18 protein-coding genes are annotated in these 21,059 nt (G+C 46.5%); 5 read left to right on the forward strand and 13 right to left on the reverse strand.

Annotation, left to right across the window (positions count from 1 at the left end; genetic code table 11):
* Positions 1-14 precede the first annotated feature (14 nt).
* Complete coding sequence (locus tag LKD42_RS03940) at positions 15-1,553, reverse strand: ABC transporter substrate-binding protein (RefSeq protein ID WP_248834861.1); 1,539 nt, start codon at positions 1,551-1,553, stop codon at positions 15-17.
* 57 nt (positions 1,554-1,610) lie between these two features.
* Here LKD42_RS03940 and LKD42_RS03945 point away from each other — a divergent pair, with 57 nt between their 5' ends.
* Complete coding sequence (locus tag LKD42_RS03945) at positions 1,611-3,314, forward strand: sensor histidine kinase (RefSeq protein ID WP_248834862.1); 1,704 nt, start codon at positions 1,611-1,613, stop codon at positions 3,312-3,314.
* A gap of 92 nt (positions 3,315-3,406) precedes the next feature.
* Positions 3,407-4,639, forward strand: coding sequence for a response regulator transcription factor (locus tag LKD42_RS03950; RefSeq protein WP_248834863.1), 1,233 nt, complete (start codon positions 3,407-3,409; stop codon positions 4,637-4,639).
* 21 nt (positions 4,640-4,660) lie between these two features.
* Here the strand turns inward: LKD42_RS03950 and LKD42_RS03955 are convergent, their stop codons facing one another.
* Both LKD42_RS03955 and LKD42_RS03960 read right to left on the reverse strand, forming a co-directional pair.
* A complete protein-coding gene (locus LKD42_RS03955) occupies positions 4,661-5,458 on the reverse strand; it encodes an ABC transporter permease (protein ID WP_248834907.1) in 798 nt (265 codons plus the stop codon).
* Entirely contained in the window at positions 5,451-6,218 is a 768-nt protein-coding gene (locus tag LKD42_RS03960) for an ABC transporter ATP-binding protein (protein WP_147631089.1), read from the reverse strand. The genes LKD42_RS03955 and LKD42_RS03960 overlap by 8 nt, the downstream gene beginning before the upstream one ends.
* Positions 6,219-6,353: 135 nt before the next feature.
* Here LKD42_RS03960 and LKD42_RS03965 point away from each other — a divergent pair, with 135 nt between their 5' ends.
* A complete protein-coding gene (locus tag LKD42_RS03965) occupies positions 6,354-6,998 on the forward strand; it encodes an epoxyqueuosine reductase QueH (RefSeq protein WP_248834864.1) in 645 nt (214 codons plus the stop codon).
* Between the two features lie 12 nt (positions 6,999-7,010).
* Here LKD42_RS03965 and LKD42_RS03970 read toward each other — a convergent pair whose 3' ends face one another.
* Positions 7,011-9,059, reverse strand: a complete 2,049-nt coding sequence (locus tag LKD42_RS03970; RefSeq protein ID WP_248834865.1) for a HelD family protein — start codon at positions 9,057-9,059, stop codon at positions 7,011-7,013.
* A 288-nt stretch (positions 9,060-9,347) separates the two neighbouring features.
* On the opposite strand from LKD42_RS03970, the gene LKD42_RS03975 reads away from it, so the two are divergent.
* Positions 9,348-9,836, forward strand: coding sequence for a GNAT family N-acetyltransferase (locus LKD42_RS03975; RefSeq protein ID WP_248834866.1), 489 nt, complete (start codon positions 9,348-9,350; stop codon positions 9,834-9,836).
* A gap of 128 nt (positions 9,837-9,964) precedes the next feature.
* On the opposite strand, the gene LKD42_RS03980 is transcribed toward LKD42_RS03975, so the two are convergent.
* From LKD42_RS03980 to LKD42_RS04020, 9 genes are all read right to left on the reverse strand, one after another.
* Positions 9,965-10,708 carry an amino acid ABC transporter ATP-binding protein gene (locus LKD42_RS03980; RefSeq protein ID WP_022118772.1) on the reverse strand — a complete coding sequence of 248 codons (744 nt, stop codon included), beginning with the start codon at positions 10,706-10,708 and terminating at the stop codon, positions 9,965-9,967.
* Positions 10,705-11,538 (reverse strand): amino acid ABC transporter permease, encoded by an 834-nt coding sequence (locus LKD42_RS03985; RefSeq protein WP_173865554.1) that lies wholly within the window; start codon positions 11,536-11,538, stop codon positions 10,705-10,707. The genes LKD42_RS03980 and LKD42_RS03985 overlap by 4 nt, the downstream gene beginning before the upstream one ends.
* Before the next feature lie 35 nt (positions 11,539-11,573).
* Complete coding sequence (locus LKD42_RS03990; protein WP_022118774.1) at positions 11,574-12,473, reverse strand: transporter substrate-binding domain-containing protein; 900 nt, start codon at positions 12,471-12,473, stop codon at positions 11,574-11,576.
* A 156-nt stretch (positions 12,474-12,629) separates the two neighbouring features.
* Positions 12,630-13,346, reverse strand: a complete 717-nt coding sequence (locus LKD42_RS03995) for an SH3 domain-containing protein (protein WP_147631085.1) — start codon at positions 13,344-13,346, stop codon at positions 12,630-12,632.
* A 336-nt stretch (positions 13,347-13,682) separates the two neighbouring features.
* A complete protein-coding gene (locus tag LKD42_RS04000; RefSeq protein WP_147631084.1) occupies positions 13,683-14,672 on the reverse strand; it encodes a 2-hydroxyacid dehydrogenase in 990 nt (329 codons plus the stop codon).
* Between the two features lie 165 nt (positions 14,673-14,837).
* Positions 14,838-15,437, reverse strand: coding sequence for a cytidylate kinase-like family protein (locus LKD42_RS04005; protein WP_022118777.1), 600 nt, complete (start codon positions 15,435-15,437; stop codon positions 14,838-14,840).
* Complete coding sequence (locus tag LKD42_RS04010) at positions 15,437-17,431, reverse strand: ABC transporter ATP-binding protein (protein WP_248834867.1); 1,995 nt, start codon at positions 17,429-17,431, stop codon at positions 15,437-15,439. The genes LKD42_RS04005 and LKD42_RS04010 overlap by 1 nt, the downstream gene beginning before the upstream one ends.
* 15 nt (positions 17,432-17,446) lie before the next feature.
* Positions 17,447-19,240 carry an ABC transporter ATP-binding protein gene (locus LKD42_RS04015; RefSeq protein ID WP_248834868.1) on the reverse strand — a complete coding sequence of 598 codons (1,794 nt, stop codon included), beginning with the start codon at positions 19,238-19,240 and terminating at the stop codon, positions 17,447-17,449.
* 50 nt (positions 19,241-19,290) lie between these two features.
* Positions 19,291-19,953 (reverse strand): TetR/AcrR family transcriptional regulator, encoded by a 663-nt coding sequence (locus LKD42_RS04020; RefSeq protein ID WP_022118780.1) that lies wholly within the window; start codon positions 19,951-19,953, stop codon positions 19,291-19,293.
* A 364-nt stretch (positions 19,954-20,317) separates the two neighbouring features.
* Here LKD42_RS04020 and LKD42_RS04025 point away from each other — a divergent pair, with 364 nt between their 5' ends.
* Entirely contained in the window at positions 20,318-20,986 is a 669-nt protein-coding gene (locus LKD42_RS04025) for a DUF4352 domain-containing protein (RefSeq protein ID WP_248834869.1), read from the forward strand.
* The last annotated feature ends 73 nt before the right edge of the window (positions 20,987-21,059 follow it).

A 21,059-nucleotide genomic window follows, 5' to 3' on the forward strand; every position in this document is an offset into this window, starting at 1 on the left:
ACAATCCGTAGGCATCATAGTTGGGGACTTTTGACACCCACATCATACTCTTTTTTCGTCTTCCATGCCTGATACTGATCCCGCACTTCTTTTACCAGCTCTTCACTTCCGGCTTCCCGGAGCTCTTTTCGAAATTCTTCCAGGTAAGTATCGACATCTTTGCCGTCGTCTCCAAGCCCGATATTCAGGTTCTTTTTGTAACGAGATACGATCTCTTTCAGTTTCTGGATATCCACCGTGATCTTGCTCTCATCCAGCCAGAATCCATACGCCGGTGAAATATTTGCGGAAGCGATAAAGGTTTTAAAATCTCCCTCCAGATCATCGGACATGCCGCTCCAGATACCGGCTTTTGGCGTATTGAACTGCCATTTCGTGGAACAGAAATATCCGACGTTGCTGCTGTTGATGCCGGACGGGAATGCAAAACTTCCATCTTCCTGCACTTCGTAGTGCATCCCCTCTACACCGTACAGGATCGTATTCAGCACATCTTCATCCGAATACAGAAGACCTAGCACTTTGACGGCCTCTTCCGGATACTTTGTCTCCGAAAAAATGCTCCAGACAGTCACCCAGTCATCCTCGGTATCCAGAACCGGCCGATTGTCAAATGGGATAATAATGACTTTGTCTCCGTAGAGGCTCTCTTCGTACTGCATCTCATCCGGTTTGATGACAAATTCTGCCGCAAATGCATCCCCGGCGATCACCTGTGACTGTCCTGATTCAATGTTTGTGATCACATCTTTTGCCAGATAGCCCTTCTCCTGCCAGCGTTTTGCCAGTTCCACCCGTTTTGTGTAGGCATCGCTCTCGTAAATATTGCAGACGGTATCATCCGTTCCTTCATATAATATACCTGCCAGACACCCGTCCAGTATATCGGCGATCGGGGAACGCTCGACCACGGCATTTCCCCTTTTTTCCAATGCCCACGGCACAACATCCGGGCGTTCTTTTTTTATGATGTCAAGCAGCGGCTCCAGATCTTCCGGTTTATGGATATTGGAAATGTCCATATGATACTTCTCCACATAGGTGCGGTTCAGGATCACGCCGTTCGTATGGATATCACTTAACGGCTTTGGGATCCCATAAACGCCTTCTCTTTCATCCTCCGGCAGATCTGTTTTCTCATCCAGCACTTCCTGCAGGGCGAGTGCCTCTGCCATATACGGCTCCATATCCAGCAGCAGGTTTTTCTGACGGTAGTTTTCAAACTGATTGAAATAAATGTTGAGGATATCCACACCGAGCTGCCTGTTTTTATAATAACTGTTTCCCTGGCTGCTGTTCAGTCCGGTCCAGACAAGCCGGGCACGCACGCCGATCTTTTCTTCCGTCAGATCTCCAAGCGTCTGATTGACTTCCGAAAGGTTTTTGCTCAGTCCGGTTCTCGCCGAAATACCGATGTTGATGGTCGGGATGGAATCTGCACTTTCGCTTTCCGGCTGCTGTTTTTCACATCCGGACAGCACAAAAAGTATTACAGCAAGAAACGCTATCATATAAAAACATCTTTTTTCGGACATTCTTTCGTGAATTTTCATAATTTTTTCTTCCTTTCTAAGGGTAAATACGGTAAAATAAGACCATTGGAGGTCTTTATGAAAAAACATAAAAGCTTATTTTTCAAATCTGCCACAAAGAAACGGCTGCTCTGGGTTTATCTGGTCACCAGCATCCCTCTGCTTGTCTGTATTCTGCTCGGAAGCGAGTACGGCAAACGTCTTCTGCGGCAGCAAAGTATACAGTACAATCATAACACGCTTTCTCTGCAGCTGGCAACTGTGGATACTTCGCTTGACCATATTTCGAACTATCTGGCTTCGTTTCTTCTGGATGAGAACAACTACCACGGACTGCAAAGCGGGGAGGATGCTCCGGATGAGCAGCGTGCGATCCTTGCCGATTTTACGGATTACCTGGACACGTACACCAGCACTGCCAGCCTGTTTTTCTATATTCCGGATCAGGATATCCTGATCTTTCAGAGTGCAAACTATGATTCTTATCCGGAACGCATGGAGATGCGGCAATACATCCGCCAGGCCTGTCTTTCTCGTACGTTTCCGGTCACAAAACCGCAGATCAGCGGCTGGACCTTCCTGCGTATGACGCAGAAAAGTTATCTTATAGATCTGATGGAATACAAAAATGTCTACGTCGGTGCTTTTGCATCCAGCGAATACGTGTTTGAAGATTTCAGGGATCTGACTGCCAGCACGCATGGTGCCCTGATTCTCTCCAACCAGGATGCCGGGGAAGATTTCCTTTACGGTGCAAAGGAGCTGGACCGCAGTCGTTGCGTGAAGGTCCCGGTTGATTCTGCCAGAAACCATTACCGGATCATCCTCTATATCCCGACTGCTTACGTACTGGGAGCTTTCTCCTGGTTCCAGTATGCGATCCTGATCATCGCACTTGTCAGTTTTTCGTTTGTTACGGCAATGCTGATCATCACCTGGCGACAGATGGTTTCTCCGGTGCTTCGAATCATCAAAGCAATGGAGGCTGTCGAACAGGGAGATTTCGACAGCCATCTGCCGATCCCGGATACTCATGATGAATTTGCAGAGCTGACGGAAACCTTTAACTATATGATCGGGCAGATTCATGATCTGAAACTGCAGATCTACGAAGAGAAGCTGAACCAGGCTTACGCCGAACTTCAGTACCTGACCTTACAGATCAAGCCGCATTTCTTTTTGAACTGCCTGAACCTGATCTACAGTCTTGGGCTGAGTGGCCGCTCTGAGCTGGTCGTGGATTTTTCTTCTACCCTGATGAAGTATTTCCGCTACCTTTTCAAAAGCTCCGACAGCATGGTCGTCCTCTCTGAAGAGCTAAAACATGTGCAAAATTATCTGCACATCCAGCAGATCCGCTTCCAGAATGATCTTGATACTGATTTTAAGATCGATCCGCAGGCAGAAAAAATGCAGATTCCGGTGCTGACTTTGCATACTTTCGTAGAGAATATTTTCAAACATGGCTGTTCCGACTCTGCAAAGATGCAGATCATCATCCATGCCGCACCGGTCATAAAAGACGGGAAACTTTATCTTTCTCTTTGCATTGAAGACAATGGAATCGGATTTTCCAAAGAATCCCTGGAGAAGCTCTCCAAACCGGAAGTTCCTTCTCAAAAGACCGGTGAAAAGCACATCGGCATCCGCAATGTAAGACAGAGACTTTCTTATATATATGGAAGCAATTATGTTTTACGTTTTGAAAACCGCTCACAGGGCGGAGCAAAGATCAACCTGCTTTTGCCGCAGAATGGCAAATTTCATGTAAGTTCAGCCTGAAACCAAAAGGCAAACAGAAATATTTGTTACTCACCATTTATAAAAGCTGGAGTCTTCTCCAACTATGAGAAATCAGATTGGAGTGTAATCTTATGAATTTACTTCTTGTAGACGATGAAGCATTTGCCCTTGAGGCACTGGAACATGCAATCAACTGGAAATCTCTTGGAATTGATCAGGTCTTTACCTGTGGTAATATCAAAGCTGCCAGACAAATCTGTCAGGAATCGGATATCCAGATCATGATCTGTGATATTGAGATGCCAAACGGAACCGGGCTTGACCTCGCAAAATGGCTGTCAGAGAACTATCCTGACCTTCTGATCCTGTTCCTGACCTGTCATTCTGACTTTTCTTTTGCAAAAGAGGCCATCTCCTACCATGCGTTTGCCTATCTCTTAAAACCGTTTGATATCGAAGAGATTAGCCAGGCAGTAAAAGAAGCCGTCCAGCAGTCCAGAAACCGTCAGAAACTGAACCGCTCGCTCTTTGCCTCCCAGCCGCCGGAACGTCTGCTCGCTTCGGAGCACTTCTGGCTGCAGCTGGTCAGCGGTTCCTATCAGAACAGCGATGCCGACTATATTCTCTGGGATGCCTCCAGAAACAGCGTCTTTTTTGATAAGGATGCTCACTATGTTCCCTGTCTGTTTTACATCAGCTCGCTTCCGTCTGAAAATACGGATCTTGGCGTGCTCTCTTACTGTGTGAAAAATGCCCTGAACGAATTTTTTGTCGAAGATCCGGGCTGGCCTCCGGCAATCGAGCCAAAGCCTTGCTTTTTCCTGTCTTTTGTATCTCCGGATCTCTTTCTTGACCGGGAAGCCTTTGACAAACACTGCAGTGATCTGATTCAGTTTTTTCGTCAGAAATTCGGTGCATCCCTGCAGATCCTGACCGGTGAGGAGGGCGATTACCTGACGCTGCAAAAGCAGGCGGATCTGCTTCTTGTGCAGGCTTCTTCTGCCACAGAAAGCCTTGGTGATGGAGATGATACAGAAAAATCTGCCATGATCGTCAAAAAGATCTTTGAACTGGTGAAAGAAAACAAGGCGATCACGCGTGAAGAGCTTGCCAGCCAGGTATTTTTAAGCCCGGATTACATGGCAAAAATTTTCAAAAAAGAGACCGGCAAGCGGATCAGTGATTATTTATCGGAAGTGCGACTACAGGAGGCAAAATGTCTTCTGACCGACACTACAAGAAGCATCAGCGACATTGCCTCCTCGCTTTCGTACTCCAATTTTTCCGGCTTTTCCCGGATGTTCAAAAGTGAAACCGGGCTTTCTCCAGCGGAGTACCGCAAAAAGCACCGCAAAGCACTCTGATTTTTCTGTATATCATACCTTTTATAATCTTTTCAGGCAGGCTGCTTCCAGCCTGCCAAGCAGTGCATATAAAAGCATGGCGATCACGCAGAGGATCACGATCGACATCAGCACCCAGTCCAGTTTAAACACCTGGGAGCCGTAGATGATTAAATAGCCAAGTCCTCTTCTCGCCCCGATAAATTCCCCGATCACGACACCGACCAGACACAGTCCGATGTTGACTTTCATAATGCTTAAGATGTTCGGCACCGTTCCAGGCAGCACGACTTTCAGAAGCGTATCTTTTTTTGTTCCTCCAAGCGTATAGATCAGTTTCTCTTTCTCCGGTGAACTCTGCGAAAAGCAGGTATAAAGATTTAAAATCGTCCCGAAAACAGCCACCGACATGCCCGCCAGAATGATCGTTTTGATGTTGGCACCGAGCCACACGATCAGAAGCGGAGCCAGTGCAGATTTCGGCAGGCTGTTCAGCACCACAAGTGCCGGCTCCAGGATCTCCGATACCATCGGCAGCATCCACAGTAGAATGGCAAGCAGGATTCCGCAGATAACCACCAGGGCAAAGCTGATCAATGTCTCAGAGAGCGTCACACCGATGTGCATGGTCAGGCTTCCATCCTGAAGCATCTGCCAGGCGGTTTTTGCGATTCGCAGCGGACTGCTGAAAATAAAGCTGTCGATCCACGAAAATTCTGCGGCCACTTCCCATAAAACCACAAAAAACAGGAAAAGAAAAAGACGCATGAACTGCACGGTGCGTCTTCTCCTTCTTACCGTCCGGATATAGTTTTTCTGCGATTCGGAAGGCTTAGTCATGTTCATTCAGCTCCTTCCAGATAAGATTGAAATAATCCCGAAACTGCGGTGCATTTCGAACCTGCATCGGCGTGCGTTCTTTCATATTAAAATCAAGTTTGATTTCTTTTTTGATCTCTGCCGGGCGTTTGCTCAGCACAAAAATCCGGTCTGCCATGCTGATCGCCTCAGAGAGATCATGCGTCACCAGCACCGCCGTCTTCTGTTCTTTTTTGATGATCCGATAAATATCTTCACAGACCGAAAGTCTGGTCTGATAATCAAGTGCCGAAAATGGCTCATCCAGAAGCAACAATTCCGGCTGAAGTGCCAGTGTGCGGATCAGTGCCGCCCTCTGCCGCATCCCGCCGGAGAGCTGCGACGGCCTTACATCCCGGAAGTCCCACAATCCATAGTCTTTTAACATCTGATCCACGCGTTTCGTATATTTTTCACTCTTTTTCTTCTGGATCTCCAGCCCCAGCATCACATTGCTGTAAATGCTCCTCCACTCAAACAGATAATCTTTCTGCAGCATATAGCCGATCCGCTCTTTTTCGCCTGCGATGCTTTTGCCATCGAGCAGGATCTCGCCTTTTTCCGGCTTTAAAAGTCCGCAGATCAGTGAAAGCAGCGTGGATTTTCCACAGCCGCTCGGACCCACGATTGCTGCAAATTCCCCTTCTTTTATATGAAAAGAAATATCCGCCAATGTTTCCGTCTCGCCATCTATGCTGTGATAGGCATAGCTGACATGATTCACTTCCAAAAGCTCTGACATCACGGTCTCCTTCTCTTTTTTTTCTAATTTATTTTATGATGCATGAGGAAGTTTTGATTATGAATTGTCTGCTTTCCGGGATTGTGATAAACTAAGAATAGCAGGGGCAAAAGTATTACAGAAAGGATGGCTTTTATGGCTAATAAGATAAATTTTCAGAAAGAACTGGATAAACTGCTGGAGCAGAACCAGTGCGAAGGCAGAATCCCTTCTCTTTTTCTGCACAGCTGCTGTGCACCGTGCAGCAGTTACGTGATCGAATACTTATCCGATTATTTTCAGATCACGGTTTTTTATTACAATCCGAATATTTACCCGGACGAAGAGTATCTGCACCGTGTAAAAGAACAGCAGCATCTGATCTGCCAGATTCCGCAGAAGTATCCGGTCTCGTTTCTCGAGGGAGACTTTGACAAGGAACGATTCTATGATATGGCAAAGGGACTGGAAAAGATTCCGGAAGGCGGCGAACGTTGTTTTCAGTGCTATCGGCTCCGTCTGGAAAAAACGGCACAGCTTGCAAAGGAACATGGATTTGACTATTTCTGCACGACACTCTCGATCAGTCCTTTAAAAAACGCCCAGAAATTAAATGAAATCGGAGAGGAACTTGCAGATACTTACGGTATCCCATGGCTTCCTTCCGATTTCAAAAAGAAAAATGGTTATAAACGTTCCGTCGAGCTTTCAGCTCTTTATGGTCTGTACCGGCAGGACTACTGCGGCTGCGTGTTCTCAAAAAAAGAACGAGAACGCCAGATTGCATCTGAACTTATTTGATTTTGCCTTTCTTTAATCCTGACTTGCTTTTACTTCATACATATACAATTCATGCAGTGCCCTTGTCGCACAGATGTATCTGGCCTGCCGGTGCAGCGGCGTATTGTCCTGCGTCGTATAAATTGCAAATACCTGGTCAAATTCCAGACCTTTTGCAAGATAGAAGGTCGTGACGGTCAGTCCCTTTTTGAAGTGAGTGCTGTCACGATCTACCACGGAAAAACGATTCTCTGTATCCATGCCAAGCTCTTCCATCCGCTCTTTCAGATAAGCGGCACTTTTCTTTGCACGCTCCTGTGTCATCTCGATCACAGCGGCCGTCTCAAACTCTTCCAGACGCAGTTTCTCAAGAACGGCTTCCAGTGCCGCCTTTCTGTCTGAAAATGTCTGCTCTTCCACTGGTTTTCCATGACGCTCAAACAGCTCCATATCGGATACATCTGAAATGGAATTGGCATAAGATGCGATCTCCATGGTGTTGCGGTAACTCTTGTTCATATTGATCTTTCGGATGCCGCGGCCAAAAACACGCGGCAGGAAACTTAAAACATCCCTCGTTTTCTCCTCCATGGTCTGGGCTTTATCTCCGAGGATCGTCATCTTGCAGGAGAACATCTTATCCAGGATCAGATACTGCATGTAGGAATAATCCTGCATCTCATCGATCACCAGATGACGGATGTTTCGGTCCATCCTGCGACTTTTTAGAAGATATTTCAGATACAACATCGGATAAACATCTTCATATTTCAGAAAGCGTTTCTCATAAGAAACCTGCGGCAGTGTCTCATAGCCGTATTCTTTCAGGAACCAGTTATACAACACGTACAGATCCGTACTGCGGTACATTTTCATGAATTTGCCACGTACGATCTCGATCTCGTCATCGCCGAGATCTCTGCCGATCAGCGTTTCGTACTCATCAACCACGTAATCCATGACAGCCTGCATACGCTCCAGCAGCGGAATATCCGGAAAGCGATAATAAAACATCTCCGTCAGCTGACGTTCGCTCTTTGTCATGCCCTTGTATTTCAGGTCCGAAAAACGCATCAGGCGGTCTTCCAGTCCCAGCACAAACTCATTAAGCTGCAATACAAAATCGATCGACTGTTTTTTGCGGCAACTTTCTGCATATTTTTCATCGAGAAGCTCTTTTTCGATCTGGTCACAGCGGTCTTCGCAGTCGCTGACCGTATCCCGGAGCTCCCTGTAGGCAAACATATCAAAACTCATCTCCCGGATATTCTCCTCGCCAAGCTCCGGAAGGATGTGGGAAATATAATCTGAGAATACACCGTTTGGTGAAAGCACCAGCACATTCGAAGACTTGAGATTCTCCCGGTCATGATAGAGCAGATAGGCAATGCGGTGCAGTGCCACGGAAGTCTTGCCGCTTCCGGCCACGCCCTGGATTGCCAGGATCCGGTCCTGTGTGTTGCGGATGATCGCATTCTGCTCTTTCTGGATCGTCTTGATGATGTTTTTCAGTTTGACATCCCCGTGGCTGCCAAGCTCCTGCTTTAAAACCTCATCATCGATCTTGACATCACTCTCAAATGCATAAATCATCTTCCCGCCACGGATCTTGTACTGCCATTTGGAAAGTACTTCGCCCTCCATGCGTCCTGCCGGGGCATCATAGTAAGCTTCTCCTTTGTCGTAGTCATAAAACAGGCTGGAAACCGGGGCACGCCAGTCATAGACCAGCGGGAGTCTTCCGGATTCTTTTGAAAAATTGCCGATGCCGATATAAAACGTTTCTGCCTCTTCTTCGCCGTCGTAGATGAAATCCACCCGCCCGAAAAACGGGGAATCCAGCATCTTTTTGAATCTCCGGCGAAGATCCAGCTTCTCCTTGTTGGCATTGACCTGACCAAGCAGTGCCTGCTGATTATCAAAATCTTCGTAGCCATACTGGTCCATCTCCGTGTAGTTTTCCCAGTAGTACTCATGCATATTTTCGATTTCTTTCTGTCCGTGCAGGATCGCATCATCCAGTTTGCGGATACGCTCCTGCAATTTATCTAAAACATAGTTCAGATACTCTCTGCTGTCCATGTTATCATCCTTTTTATCCTTTTAGTCGGAGAGACATCCAGTTGTAGAAACGGTGCGTCATTCTTCCGCATTTAAGCATTATACTTTATTTTTTCCTGCGATACAAGGCTTGTTGCATATTTCTCAAAATCGGCAGCAGAGTGCCTGTGCTCTCTTTACATTCTTCTGTTTCCATGCTATCATTTATAATTATTTCCGTAGGAAAGATGCGGATTTTGAATGTTTACAAAATCGAATGCATCCGTCTGCAATTTTTTTTGTGGATTTTTTATACTTTGGAGGTTTTTTATGGTACGAAAAGCTGTTATGGATGACTTTCCTGTCATCCTGAATATTTATGCAACTGCCCGGGCTTTTATGGCAAAAACCGGGAACCCGACCCAGTGGGCAGACGGACATCCTTCCGCCGATCTGCTCCGGGAATGTATCCTCGCACAGAAGCTGTTTGTCTTCACGGATCCCGATGATTTTTCGCAGATCCACGGCTGTTTTTATTTTGCCATCGAAAACGATCCGACTTATGCACAGATCTCAGAGGGCAACTGGTTATCCGCTGCCCCTTACGGCGTGATCCACATGGTCGCAAGTGACGGGCAGGTGCACAGATTTCTGCGAAAAGTGCTGGATTTCTGCGAGCCGCAGACTTCCCATCTTCGCATCGACACACACCACGACAACAAGATCATGCAGCATGTGCTTGAAAAAAACGGATTCCGCAAATGCGGCATCATCCATCTTGCAAACGGTGATCCGCGTCTTGCCTATGAAAAATGCTGATCCGACTCACGTTCTGATCTCTTTGCCGCCTGCACACACGCAAAAAGCTCCCCGGCTTTGTCCCTATGACATTGCCTGAGAGCTTTTTCTGGTTTTTCTTTTTATATTTCTCTTTTTTGTCTCTGTTTTTATTTTGCACGGAATCTGGCCAGGAAATCTTTTGTCCTTGCATTCTGCGGATTTTCAAAAATATCCGAAGGACTGCCTTCTTCGCAGATGACACCGTCCGCCATGTAAACGACATGGTTGGAAACGTCCCTTGCGAATGCCATCTCGTGTGTAACGACCAGCATGGTCATGCCTTCGTTTGCCAGTCCACGCATAACTTCCAGTACTTCACCTACCATTTCCGGGTCCAGTGCGGATGTCGGCTCGTCAAAGAGCAGGATCTCCGGCTCCATCGCCAGAGCACGGGCGATCGCCACACGCTGTTTCTGTCCGCCGGAAAGCTGACGCGGCTTCGCATTGATGTACGGGTTCATGCCGACTTTTGTCAGATACTGCATGGCCTTTTCTTTTGCTTCTTCTTTGTTTCTTTTCAGAACTTTTGTCTGTCCAATGATGCAGTTCTCAAGAACCGACATATTGTTGAACAGATTAAAAGACTGAAATACCATGCCTACTTTTGCACGGTATGCTGCCGCATTGACCTTTTTATCCACCACGCTGTCTCCATGAAATACCACATCCCCGGAGGTCGGTGTCTCCAGAAGGTTGATGCAGCGAAGCAGTGTGGATTTGCCGGAACCGGAAGAACCGATGATCGATGTCACATCGCCCGGATGTACAACAAAATCAATGTCTTTGAGAACGGCGTTGGCACCAAAAGATTTGGACAGGTGTTTTACTTCCAGAATCGCATCTCTATTCATTTGTCTCTTCCTCCGTTCACATCAGTTTCGATATTTCTCTCTTTGTCAAAGCTTCCTTCTCCCGGATAACTGTAATTTCCGCTCGTATGTGCCAGCTGATCGGTCGTTGCCAGATCAAAACTTGCCGGTCCGTCCAGTTTGGACTCCCAGAAGCGCAGAAGTCTTGAAAAGACAAAGGTCATGATCAGATAGAGGACCATCGCTACAGTCATTGCCTCAAACCACCAGTAATAAGCTCCGGCTGTCTGTTTTGCCGCATAATACAGCTCGATAACACCGATTACGGACAGTACCGAGGAGTCTTTGATGTTGATGATCAGGTTGTTGCCGATCTGCGGAATGATGTTTCGCAGCGTCTGCGGGAAAATGACGTACAGCATTGTCTGAAAGTGCGTCATACCGATTGCTTTTGCACCTTCGGTCTGTCCCGGATCGATCGATAAGATACCGCCTCGCACGGTCTCTGCCATGTAGGCTCCGGTGTTGATCGACACGATAAAGAATGCAGCGAACCACATTCCCATAGTGATGCCGAGATACTGCATGGCACCAAAATAGATAAACATCGCCTGGACGATCATAGGTGTTCCGCGGAATACTTCCACGTAGATGTTCAGAATCAGTTTTACGATAAACAACAGGGCTCTTTTGATGATGGAATCCTGTTTGGACACCGGAATGGTCTGCACGATGCCGACCGCAAAACCGATCAGACATCCGACAAAGGTACCCACCAGGGCGATCAGCAGGGTGCTTCCTGCCCCGCGAAGGAAGGATGCACTGTAGTGTGTGACCAGATAAACGACTCTGGCCCAGTAGTCTGTTGGCAAAGTACTGCTCATAATACATTTCCTCCCATACGTGTTTATTCAGACAATGGCTGTACGGAGATCGCTTCGTTCATCATCTGCTCATAGTCTTCTTTTGTCATTTTTTCCAGAACGCTGTTGATCTCATCCACCAGTTCCTGATTGCCTTTCTTTACAGAGATACCGATGTTGATCTCTTCGTCTGATACCTGATAATTGTCATCCGAAGAGGAGAAATCCAGCATTTCCATATCCGGATAAGCCACACAAGCTGCCATTGCAGTCGGCTGGTCGGTACAGATCAGGTCACATGCTCCGGATTCCAGAGATACCAGCATCGTTCCTGTGGTTTCATAAGCCGGCAGTTTGTTTACATCTTCGATCTGATCAAGGCAGGTATCATACCATACGGTGTTGATCTGAGAAGTAGCCGTTGCACCCTTTAAGTCTGCCAGACCTTTTGCATCTTTATACGGTCCGTCCTTTTTTACCAGTGTCACGATGGATGCATAATAATACGGGTCTGTGAAATCTACGGATTCCAGACGTTTTGCGGTAATAGACTGTCCTGCGATCGCACAGTCAATGGCCCCGGAACTTACCGATGTCGGAAGGCTGTCCCAATCCATCTTTACGATCTCCAGATCCCAGCCAAGCTCTTCACAGATGTGTTTTGCCATCATAACGTCATAGCCGTATGCATAATCAGAAGAACCTGAAATCGGAACGGCTCCGTTGGAATCATCGCTCTGTGTCCAGTTGTACGGTGCATAGGCACATTCCATGCCGACACGCAGGGTTTTCTTTTCTCCGGAATCCGCTGCTGCCGCATCGCTTCCTGCTTCACTTTCTGTTTTGCTTCCGCCGTCTGTGGATGCTGCCTGCTTGCTTCCGCATCCTGCCATAGACATCGTTACTGCTGCTACAAGTACTGCTGCTAATGCTTTTTTCTTCATTGTTCCGCTCTCCCTTTCAATCCAGGAAACCTGCCGTGACAGTTTTCCTTTACATTTTAAATTTTAAATTTGATAAAAAAGGACAGAGAAGTCCAGAATCCGACCTCTCTGTCTTCTTGTTATCATACCTCAGCCATGCTGCTTTGTCAACGTCTGTCAGTTAAAAAATCTGGCTCCCATATAGCCCACCTGGCCATTTACGGAAACCTTGTACCATCCGCCCTCATCTCCTAAGAACTCTACGGTCGTACCTGCCTCAAACTGACCGATGATGTTGTCACCGTAGTCCGGGTAAGAACGCATGTAGCATGCGGAATTGATCGTCATGTAAACCGGCTGGGCAGCATCCGTCTGCGGCGTTGTCACATCCTGCGTGTCATTGCTGTAGTCACTGCCATCGGTCGTTGCATCATTGCCTGCATTATCATATGTACCGTCGCTGCTCTGTGAGCCATTACTGTATGTGCCGCCACTGTTCTGTGAAGCATTGTTTGCGGAATTGCTGCCATTTTGGCTGTTATCTGCTGTACTTCCTTTACTGTCTGTACCTGCATTGGAAGATGTTGAACTTTCGGTCTGCTTTTCTGTCGCTTTTTCCGTCTGTTTTTTGGTTTCTTTTTCGGTCTGTTTTTTGGTTTCTTTCTCTGTCTGCTTTTTCGTTTCTTTTTCAGTCTGTTTCTTTGTCTCAGTTTCTTTTCCGGTCTCTGTCTGTGCCTCTGTATTTTTACGGATCACAGCCGGATCACTGTTTCCATTGACCTTTGAAGAATAAATCTTCAGTCCCAGGATTGAACCGCCGATGATCAGTATCACGACAACACCGACCAGGAAATAACGCAGGTTATCCGATAACCATTCTTTAAAATCTCCCATTTGGATCCTCCTTGTTTTTGATTTTATGCTGCAGCCTTTCACAGATACTGCTTTTCACTGTGCGAAATAACTGCACTGTCTGTAAGTATATCATGCTTTCCTGCTATAATCCAGTGAAATATTTTTCCAGATGCTCCCTTTTTCATCCGATTTTTCGGATCACATCTCTTTTTACCGGATTCTGTACTCTGTATACAAAATACTGGCTTTCACGTGTATTCTGCCTGAACAAAAATAAGAAGAAAGTAGAACTCTTCTTCAAAAATTCCTCTTTCTTCTTATTTTATATCATTCTATTTCATATTGTTTCTGTCATCCGCTTTCAGCAAACGCACCTTACAGTTCGTTTCCGTTCGGTGTGCCTTTCAGATAACTCATGGCATTATCCAGTGTCACTTCACTGATCGCTGCCAGTGCTTCTTCGGTAAAGAATGCCTGATGGGATGTCACCATAACATTCGGGAAAGATAACAGCCTTGCAACGGTCGAGTGCTCCAGGATCGTCTCGGACATGTCTTCGTAAACGGAACCGTTCTCTTCTTCGTACACATCCAGACCAACGGCAAAGAATTTGTTCTCGCGGATTCCCTGGATCAGGTCATCTGTCTTGATCAGTCCGCCTCTTGAGGTGTTGACCAGAATCACACCGTCTTTCATTTTCTGGATCGTGTCGATATTGATCATGTGATGTGTCTCTTCCATTAACGGGCAGTGAAGGGAGATCAGGTCAGACTGGGAAAGCAGCGTATCCAGATCAACATACTCTACGAAATCCAGATCTTTGTTCGGGTACATATCGTAGCCGAGCACTTTCATACCAAATCCGTGGCAGATACGTGCCATTGCAGCACCGATTTTTCCGGTTCCGACGATACCTGCGGTCTTTTTGTAGAAGTTGACACCCATCAGTCCGTTCAGGCTGTAGTTGTTTTCACGTACTTTGATGTACGCTTTGTGCGTGTGGCGGTTTGCCGTCAGAGCCAGTGCCATCGCATGCTCTGCAACAGCTTCCGGTGAGTAGCTCGGCACGCGTGTGACGGTCATGCCGTATCCTTTTGCTCTCTCGAGATCCACGTTGTTGAAGCCTGCACAACGCATCAGGATCAGTTTTACCTTGCATGTATTTAAAATATCGATTGTCTCCGCACTCAAGTCCATATTTACGAATGCACACACGGCTTCATAACCGGCAGCCAGCATTGCTGTCTGAGGAGTAAGATTCGGCTCAATGTATACAACATCCAGATCTTTGTATTCTTCTTTGTCCAGATACGCATCAAAAGATTTTATGTCATAACTTTTCGCACCAAAAAACAAAATTTTCATAATTTTATTGCCTCCTTTTCTTTTCTTGTTAGTATGAACTTACAGCCATATTATATACAAAAAGCAGAGTAATGTAAAGGAAACAATTTCTCATCTGGAACCTCTTTCATCCGTTGAAAGCCATATCAGATGCAAGACCATATCCCGTCACTGATAAATGAGGTCTTATTTTGCGGCAGCTGCCAGGATCTCTGCCGCTTTCTCATAACCTAATTCTGCGGTATTCAGGCAAAGGTCATAATGATTACGGTCACCCCAGGTTTTTTTTGAAAAATAATGATAATAATTGCCCCGCTGAACATCTCTTTTATGTAATTCCGTGACCGCATTGCTCTGTGCAACACCATCCACTCTTATGATGCGTTCTGTTTTTGCATGCTGGTCGCTACTGTAGATAAAGACATTTAAAAGCTCTGTTTTGTCTTTCAAAATTTCAGCCGCACATCTTCCAAGAAAAATGCACGGTCCTTCAGACACCAGCTGACGCATGACTTTTGCCTGAGCCTCGTAGATCTCATATGGTTTTGTGATCTTGTCAAAATCGCTGGCATAGCTGGTCGCCATGGCAATACTGTACAGGATGCTTCCCATACGTTTCTCGTCGTAATCTTTCATCATGCCAAGGTCAATGCCGTATTTTTCGCTGGCAAGTACCAGCAGTTCACCGTCATAAAACGGGATTCCAAGTTTCTCTGAGAGAAGCTTTGCGACCTCCCGGCCGCCGCTTCCGTATTCTCTGTCAATTACGATCGTTTTTCCTCTCATTATGCCTGTACCTCACTTTGTTCAAACTGGCTGGTATACAGATCTGCATAGAATCCGCCTTTTGCCAGAAGTTCTTCATGATTTCCCTGCTCTACAATGTCACCGTCACGCATGACCAGGATGATATCCGCATTCTTGATCGTGGACAGGCGGTGTGCAATCACAAAACTGGTTCGTTTCTGAGTCAGCTGATCCATCGCCCTCTGGGTCAGAAGCTCCGTTCTCGTATCGACGCTTGAGGTTGCCTCATCAAGGATCAGCATCGGGCTGTTCTGGATCATTGCCCTTGCGATCGTGAGCAGCTGTTTCTGTCCGGCTGAAATCGAAGTATTGTCTGTCAGAATGGTATCATAGCCCTGCGGCAGTGCTTTGATGAAGCTGTGGATGCCACACGCCTTGCAGGCATTTATCATCGTTTCTTCGGATACATTTTCATTATTATATAGAAGATTCTCACGCACACTGCCCTCGAACAGCCAGGTGTCCTGGAGCACCATGCCGAATTTTCTGTGGACATTTTCTCTTGTCATATCTTTTGTGTCCACACCGTCAATCGTAATGGTACCGCCGGTTGGCTCAAAGAATCGCATCAGCAGGTTGACAAGTGTCGTTTTTCCGGCACCGGTCGGACCGACGATGGCTGCTTTCTGTCCCGGTTTTACGTGAACGGAGAAATCGTGGATGATTTCTTTGTCCGGCACGCTCGGGTAGGAAAATTTCACATGGGAGAATACCACATCGCCCTCTACTTCTTCTACATTTGCCATCTTTGCAGACTCATCTTCCAGCTCTTCCTCGGAAAGGAACTCAAAAACTCGCTCGGAAGCGGCTGCCGCGGACTGGATGTTTGTCATACCCTGGGAGATCTGACGCAGCGGCTGTTCAAACAGACGCACATAGATCAGAAATGCCGTGATCACGCCAAAGGTGATCTGACCTTTCATAACGAGCAGGGCACCGATGATGCAGACTGCCACATAGCCGAAGTTTCCGATAAACGTCATCAGCGGCTGCATCAGTCCGGATAAGAACTGTGATTTGTAGTTTGCCGTTCTGACAGCTCCGTTTAATTTTTCGAAACGTTCTCTGACTTGTCCCTCTGCTCCGGAAATACGGATCACATCATGACCGGCATACATTTCTTCGATGTAGCCGTTCAGCTCACCCAGGCTTCTCTGTCGGTCGGTGAAGTAGTGCTGGGAGTGTTTCATGATCAGCACCATCAGCACCAGACCGAGCAGTGTGGTCACAACAGTGGTCGTTCCGAGGATCCAGTTGGTGTAGTACATCATGATCAGACAGCCGATAAACTGTGCCGCTGCTGATACGATCGCTGCAAGGCTGTTAGAAAATGCCTGACCGATCGTGTCTACATCGTTCGTCACACGGGAGAGCACATCCCCATATGAATGTTCTGAGAAATACTTCAGTGGCAGGCGGTTGATCTTTCCGTCAATATCTTTTCGCATACGCTTGGAAAGTTTCTGTGTCACCGTTGCCATGATAAAGTGCTGTGAGAAACTGCACAGTGCACTGATCAGATACAGTCCGAGAAGAAAAACTGCCACTTTGAAGATGCCGTTCATATCGATGCCGTCATCCTGATGGGCTGCCCGGAACTCATCGCTTAAACGAATGTTGTTCACGATGTTCTGTGCAAGCTCGGAGTTTTTGTCCGTCAGGTCGAGATTCTGAAAATCAATACTTGACGGATCGGTTCCCTCCGGCAGATAGTCCATGATATTGATCTGTCCGGACTGGATCTGTTTCTGGATGTCTTCCTGGACTGCTTCGCTGGAAATCCCGCCGGTCAGTCCGTTATATATATAATCTGTGATCTTACTGATCTGATTCGGTCCTGCGATCGTCAGAACTGCACCTAATGCCGCCATGATCAGTGCAAATAAAATGATACCTGCTTCTTTTTTGCAGTAAGAGAACAGATTGCTCAATGCGGCTTTCAGATTCTTTGGTTTTTGTCTTTTTTTATGCATGATTCCGCATCTCCTTTACGCAAGTTCCGCTTTTGAAAGCTGAGAGAAAGCAATTTCCTGATAAACTTCACAGTTTTTCATCAGTTCTTCATGGGTTCCGATACCTGCCATCTTTCCGTCATCGAGTACGATGATCTTGTCGGCGTGGCGGATCGTTCCAATACGCTGTGCCACGATCACGCAGGTGGTACTTTTAAGGTCGGTGGAAAGTCTTCTTCGCAGTTCTTTATCTGTTTTATAATCCAGGGCTGAAAACGAATCATCAAAAATCAGGATTTCCGGATTTCTGGCGATTGCACGGGCGATCGAAAGTCGCTGTTTCTGACCTCCGGAAACATTGCCGCCGCTCTGTGCGATATGGCTGTAAAGACCTTCTTCCATTTTATCAATAAATTCCTGTGCCTGCGAGATATCGATGGCTTTCTTTACATCCCCTTCGGTGATCGCTTGTGCCGCCTCACCAAACGCAACGTTTCCTTCGATCGTATCGGAGAACAGGACTGCTTTCTGTGTAACATATCCCATCTTGTCATACAGTCCGCGGAAACTGTAATCTTTTACATTTTTGCCATCAATCAGCACTTCGCCCTCGCTGGCATCGTAAAGTCTTGCTGCCAGACCTGCAAGCGTTGATTTTCCGGAACCGGTCGCTCCGATGATGGCAAGTGTCTCGCCCTGGTTTACCTGGAAACTGATGTGTTCCAGACAGTTTTCTGCGGCTCCCGGATAGCGGAAGGACACATCGTTGAATGTGATGCTGCCTTTTTCTTCCGTCTGTCTGCCGTCATCTTTTCCTTCTCTGACTGCGATATCGGAGTTCAGCACTTCATTGATACGGCCTGCAGATACCTGTGCTCTTGGCAGCATGACAAAAATCATAAGCAGCAGCACAAATGCCATAACTACATACAGGGCATAGGAATTAAATGCCACTACATCACCAAGCATATCCGCCCTTGAACCGATGGCCGTGAATATTTCTGTCATTGTTCCGTTTAACGGGATCGAAATGTCATCAACCAGTTTGGCTCCCAGCCAGTAAATACCAAGAGATAATGCACTCTGTACAAAAATCATCACCGGGAACAGAAATGCCATGCCACGCATGGTGAACATCTGCGTTTTCATCAGATTTTCGTTGACGTTTTCGAATTTGTCTTCCTGATATTTTTCGGCATTGAATGCACGGACCACTTTCAGTCCGGTCAGATTCTCGCGGGTCACACGGTTGACGTCATCGACCTGTTTCTGTACAGTCTTGAATTTCGGAAGCAACACTGCCATCAGGGTTCCGATCACGACCATAATCAGCACGACTGCTGATGCCGTCAGAACGGATAACTGCCAGCTCTTGCCGACAATCTTCACGATCGCCCAGGCTGCCATGATCGGTGCTTTGATCATCACCTGCAGTCCCATGGCTACGAGCATCTGGATCTGCGTGATATCGTTTGTCGTACGTGTGATCAGGCTTGAGGTAGAAAATTTGCTGATCTCGCCCGCCCCAAAATCAAATACCTTATGGAATACTTTTCCTCTGACATTGTGACTGAAATCTGCTGCAATCTTTGCAGCCAGATAACCGACAATTACCGCCAGCAGGGCACTTCCGAGTGCACATGCCAGCATCTTCCCGCCTGATAACAGATAATCTGAGATCGTATTGCTCTCAGAACTGATCAGAACGGTGATTTCTTTTGTATAGTCCGGCAGTTTCAGATCCAGAAACACCTGACCTGCGATCAGAAGAACGGCAAGAAACGCAAGTCCTTTGTCCTTCTTTCGCATATCTTTCAACAAATGCCACATATGATTCACCTTTCTTTCTTCTTTATCTTCCAGATTTTTTCCGGTATTTTTTATTCTTGCTCTTTTTCATTTTCCGGCTGTTTTTCCACAGACCAGACACTTACCTGATAATCGACCAGCCGCTTTCTCCAGGCCTTGTCATCCAGTGTACTGTGTCCGGTATCGGTAACGCGTTTCATCACATAATGCATCAGAATAGAATTTACGGAAAGGGCTGCCATCTCAAAATCCATTTCTTTGACTTCCCCGGCTTCCATCTTTCTTTTCAGAAGTGTCGGCAGCCACGGAATCCGGTTCTTCCAGATGCTTCTGACCTCTTCTTCTGACAGAAATTCCCTGACACCGTTCTCACGCACCATCATGCGGATAAATTCCAAATGCTCATCGATCACCGTCATAAAATTGATATAGGCTGCATCCAATGCCGCATCCAGCGGCAGTTTTTCGTATACATCCTGCTTTTCCGGCTCCTGAAGCTCCTGAAACATTTCCTGCATATTGCCGGTGATGACTTCTTTGAAAATTTCTTTTTTCCCACCTGGAAAATAATGATACAGAAGTCCGTCCGCCAGATCCACACTGCGGTTGATCATACGGACCGTCGTTCCTTTATAACCATTTTGTGCAAACAGATGTTGTGCCGATGTGAGCAGTTTCTGTCTGGTTGCCGCCGCCTGCTCCTGTCTCTGATTTTTTGTCCCCTGACTGCTCATTTTCACACCTCCTGTAACTTTTCGTTCAACATTTGTTCAACGAGAATATAGCACCCTGCCCGGTATCTGTCAACGACTTTATATTTTTTTCATTTTCTTTCTCTTTTGTTTGTCGCTTTTTGCTGTGTTTGTCACTCTTTACTGGTAAACAACTGAGATTTCTCCATTTTTTTCTCACTTTTTTATCTTATGATAACGTGGTATTTTCTTATGCTTTGTGTTAAAATATCTGCGGATTCCTAATCCTTTACGGCATCTTCTGCCCGCAGCATCATGAGCAGATTTTCCATGATGTCGGGGGCAACAGATGCCCTGTAAATAGTTTCCGAAATTTATTAATTAATAAGAAATGAGGTCTTTTATTATGAAGAAAAAAATTGCTATGCTACTGTGTGCCACACTGTTCTGTGCGTCTGCACTGACCGGATGCTCAAATCTTGACAACGCCGGTACAACCGCTTCTTCCCGTTCTGCTGCCGATTCAGTCGTTGCAACTGAAAGTGCCGCAGAATCTGAAACTGCTGACCATTCCGAGACAGCTGCTGAATCTGAGGCTGCTGATACCGAGGCATCTTCTGAAAATGTGACAGCAACCGAAGCTGCCGCTGATATCTCCGATACCACGGTTGCCGGATGGCAGTTCGTTGTCGAAAAACTGGAAAAGAACAAATCTCTGGAAAACGTCAGCGTTGACCTTGGATACACCGGCGTTGAGACAAATGATTATGTGAAGGAAGCTTCTGACGGAAACGTTTATTATCTGATCAAAATGCAGATCAACAAAGATGGCAGCACGGAAGTCATCGACTGGGCTTCCCTGAAACTGACCGACAGCGACGGAAATGAATACACCCGCATTGATGATGAATTCCTGACCAATCTTGGCATGACACGTATGTCAGGAACCAAACTGAACTTTGGTTCCAACGAAGGCTGGATCGCTTTCGAGATCAAGGAAGATGCTTCCGGTCTTACCTTATCTTACCCATTTGAATCCGAAACTTATTCCTGTGAATTACCGGATCTTCAGTAATTGTTTTTCGGAAGTTCAAGCAAGAACCTGAAACTATGATCTCTATGGCATTTTTGCCTCATATATCATGATA

The organism is Hominisplanchenecus faecis, assembly GCF_020687205.1.
Lineage (GTDB): Bacteria > Bacillota > Clostridia > Lachnospirales > Lachnospiraceae > Hominisplanchenecus > Hominisplanchenecus faecis.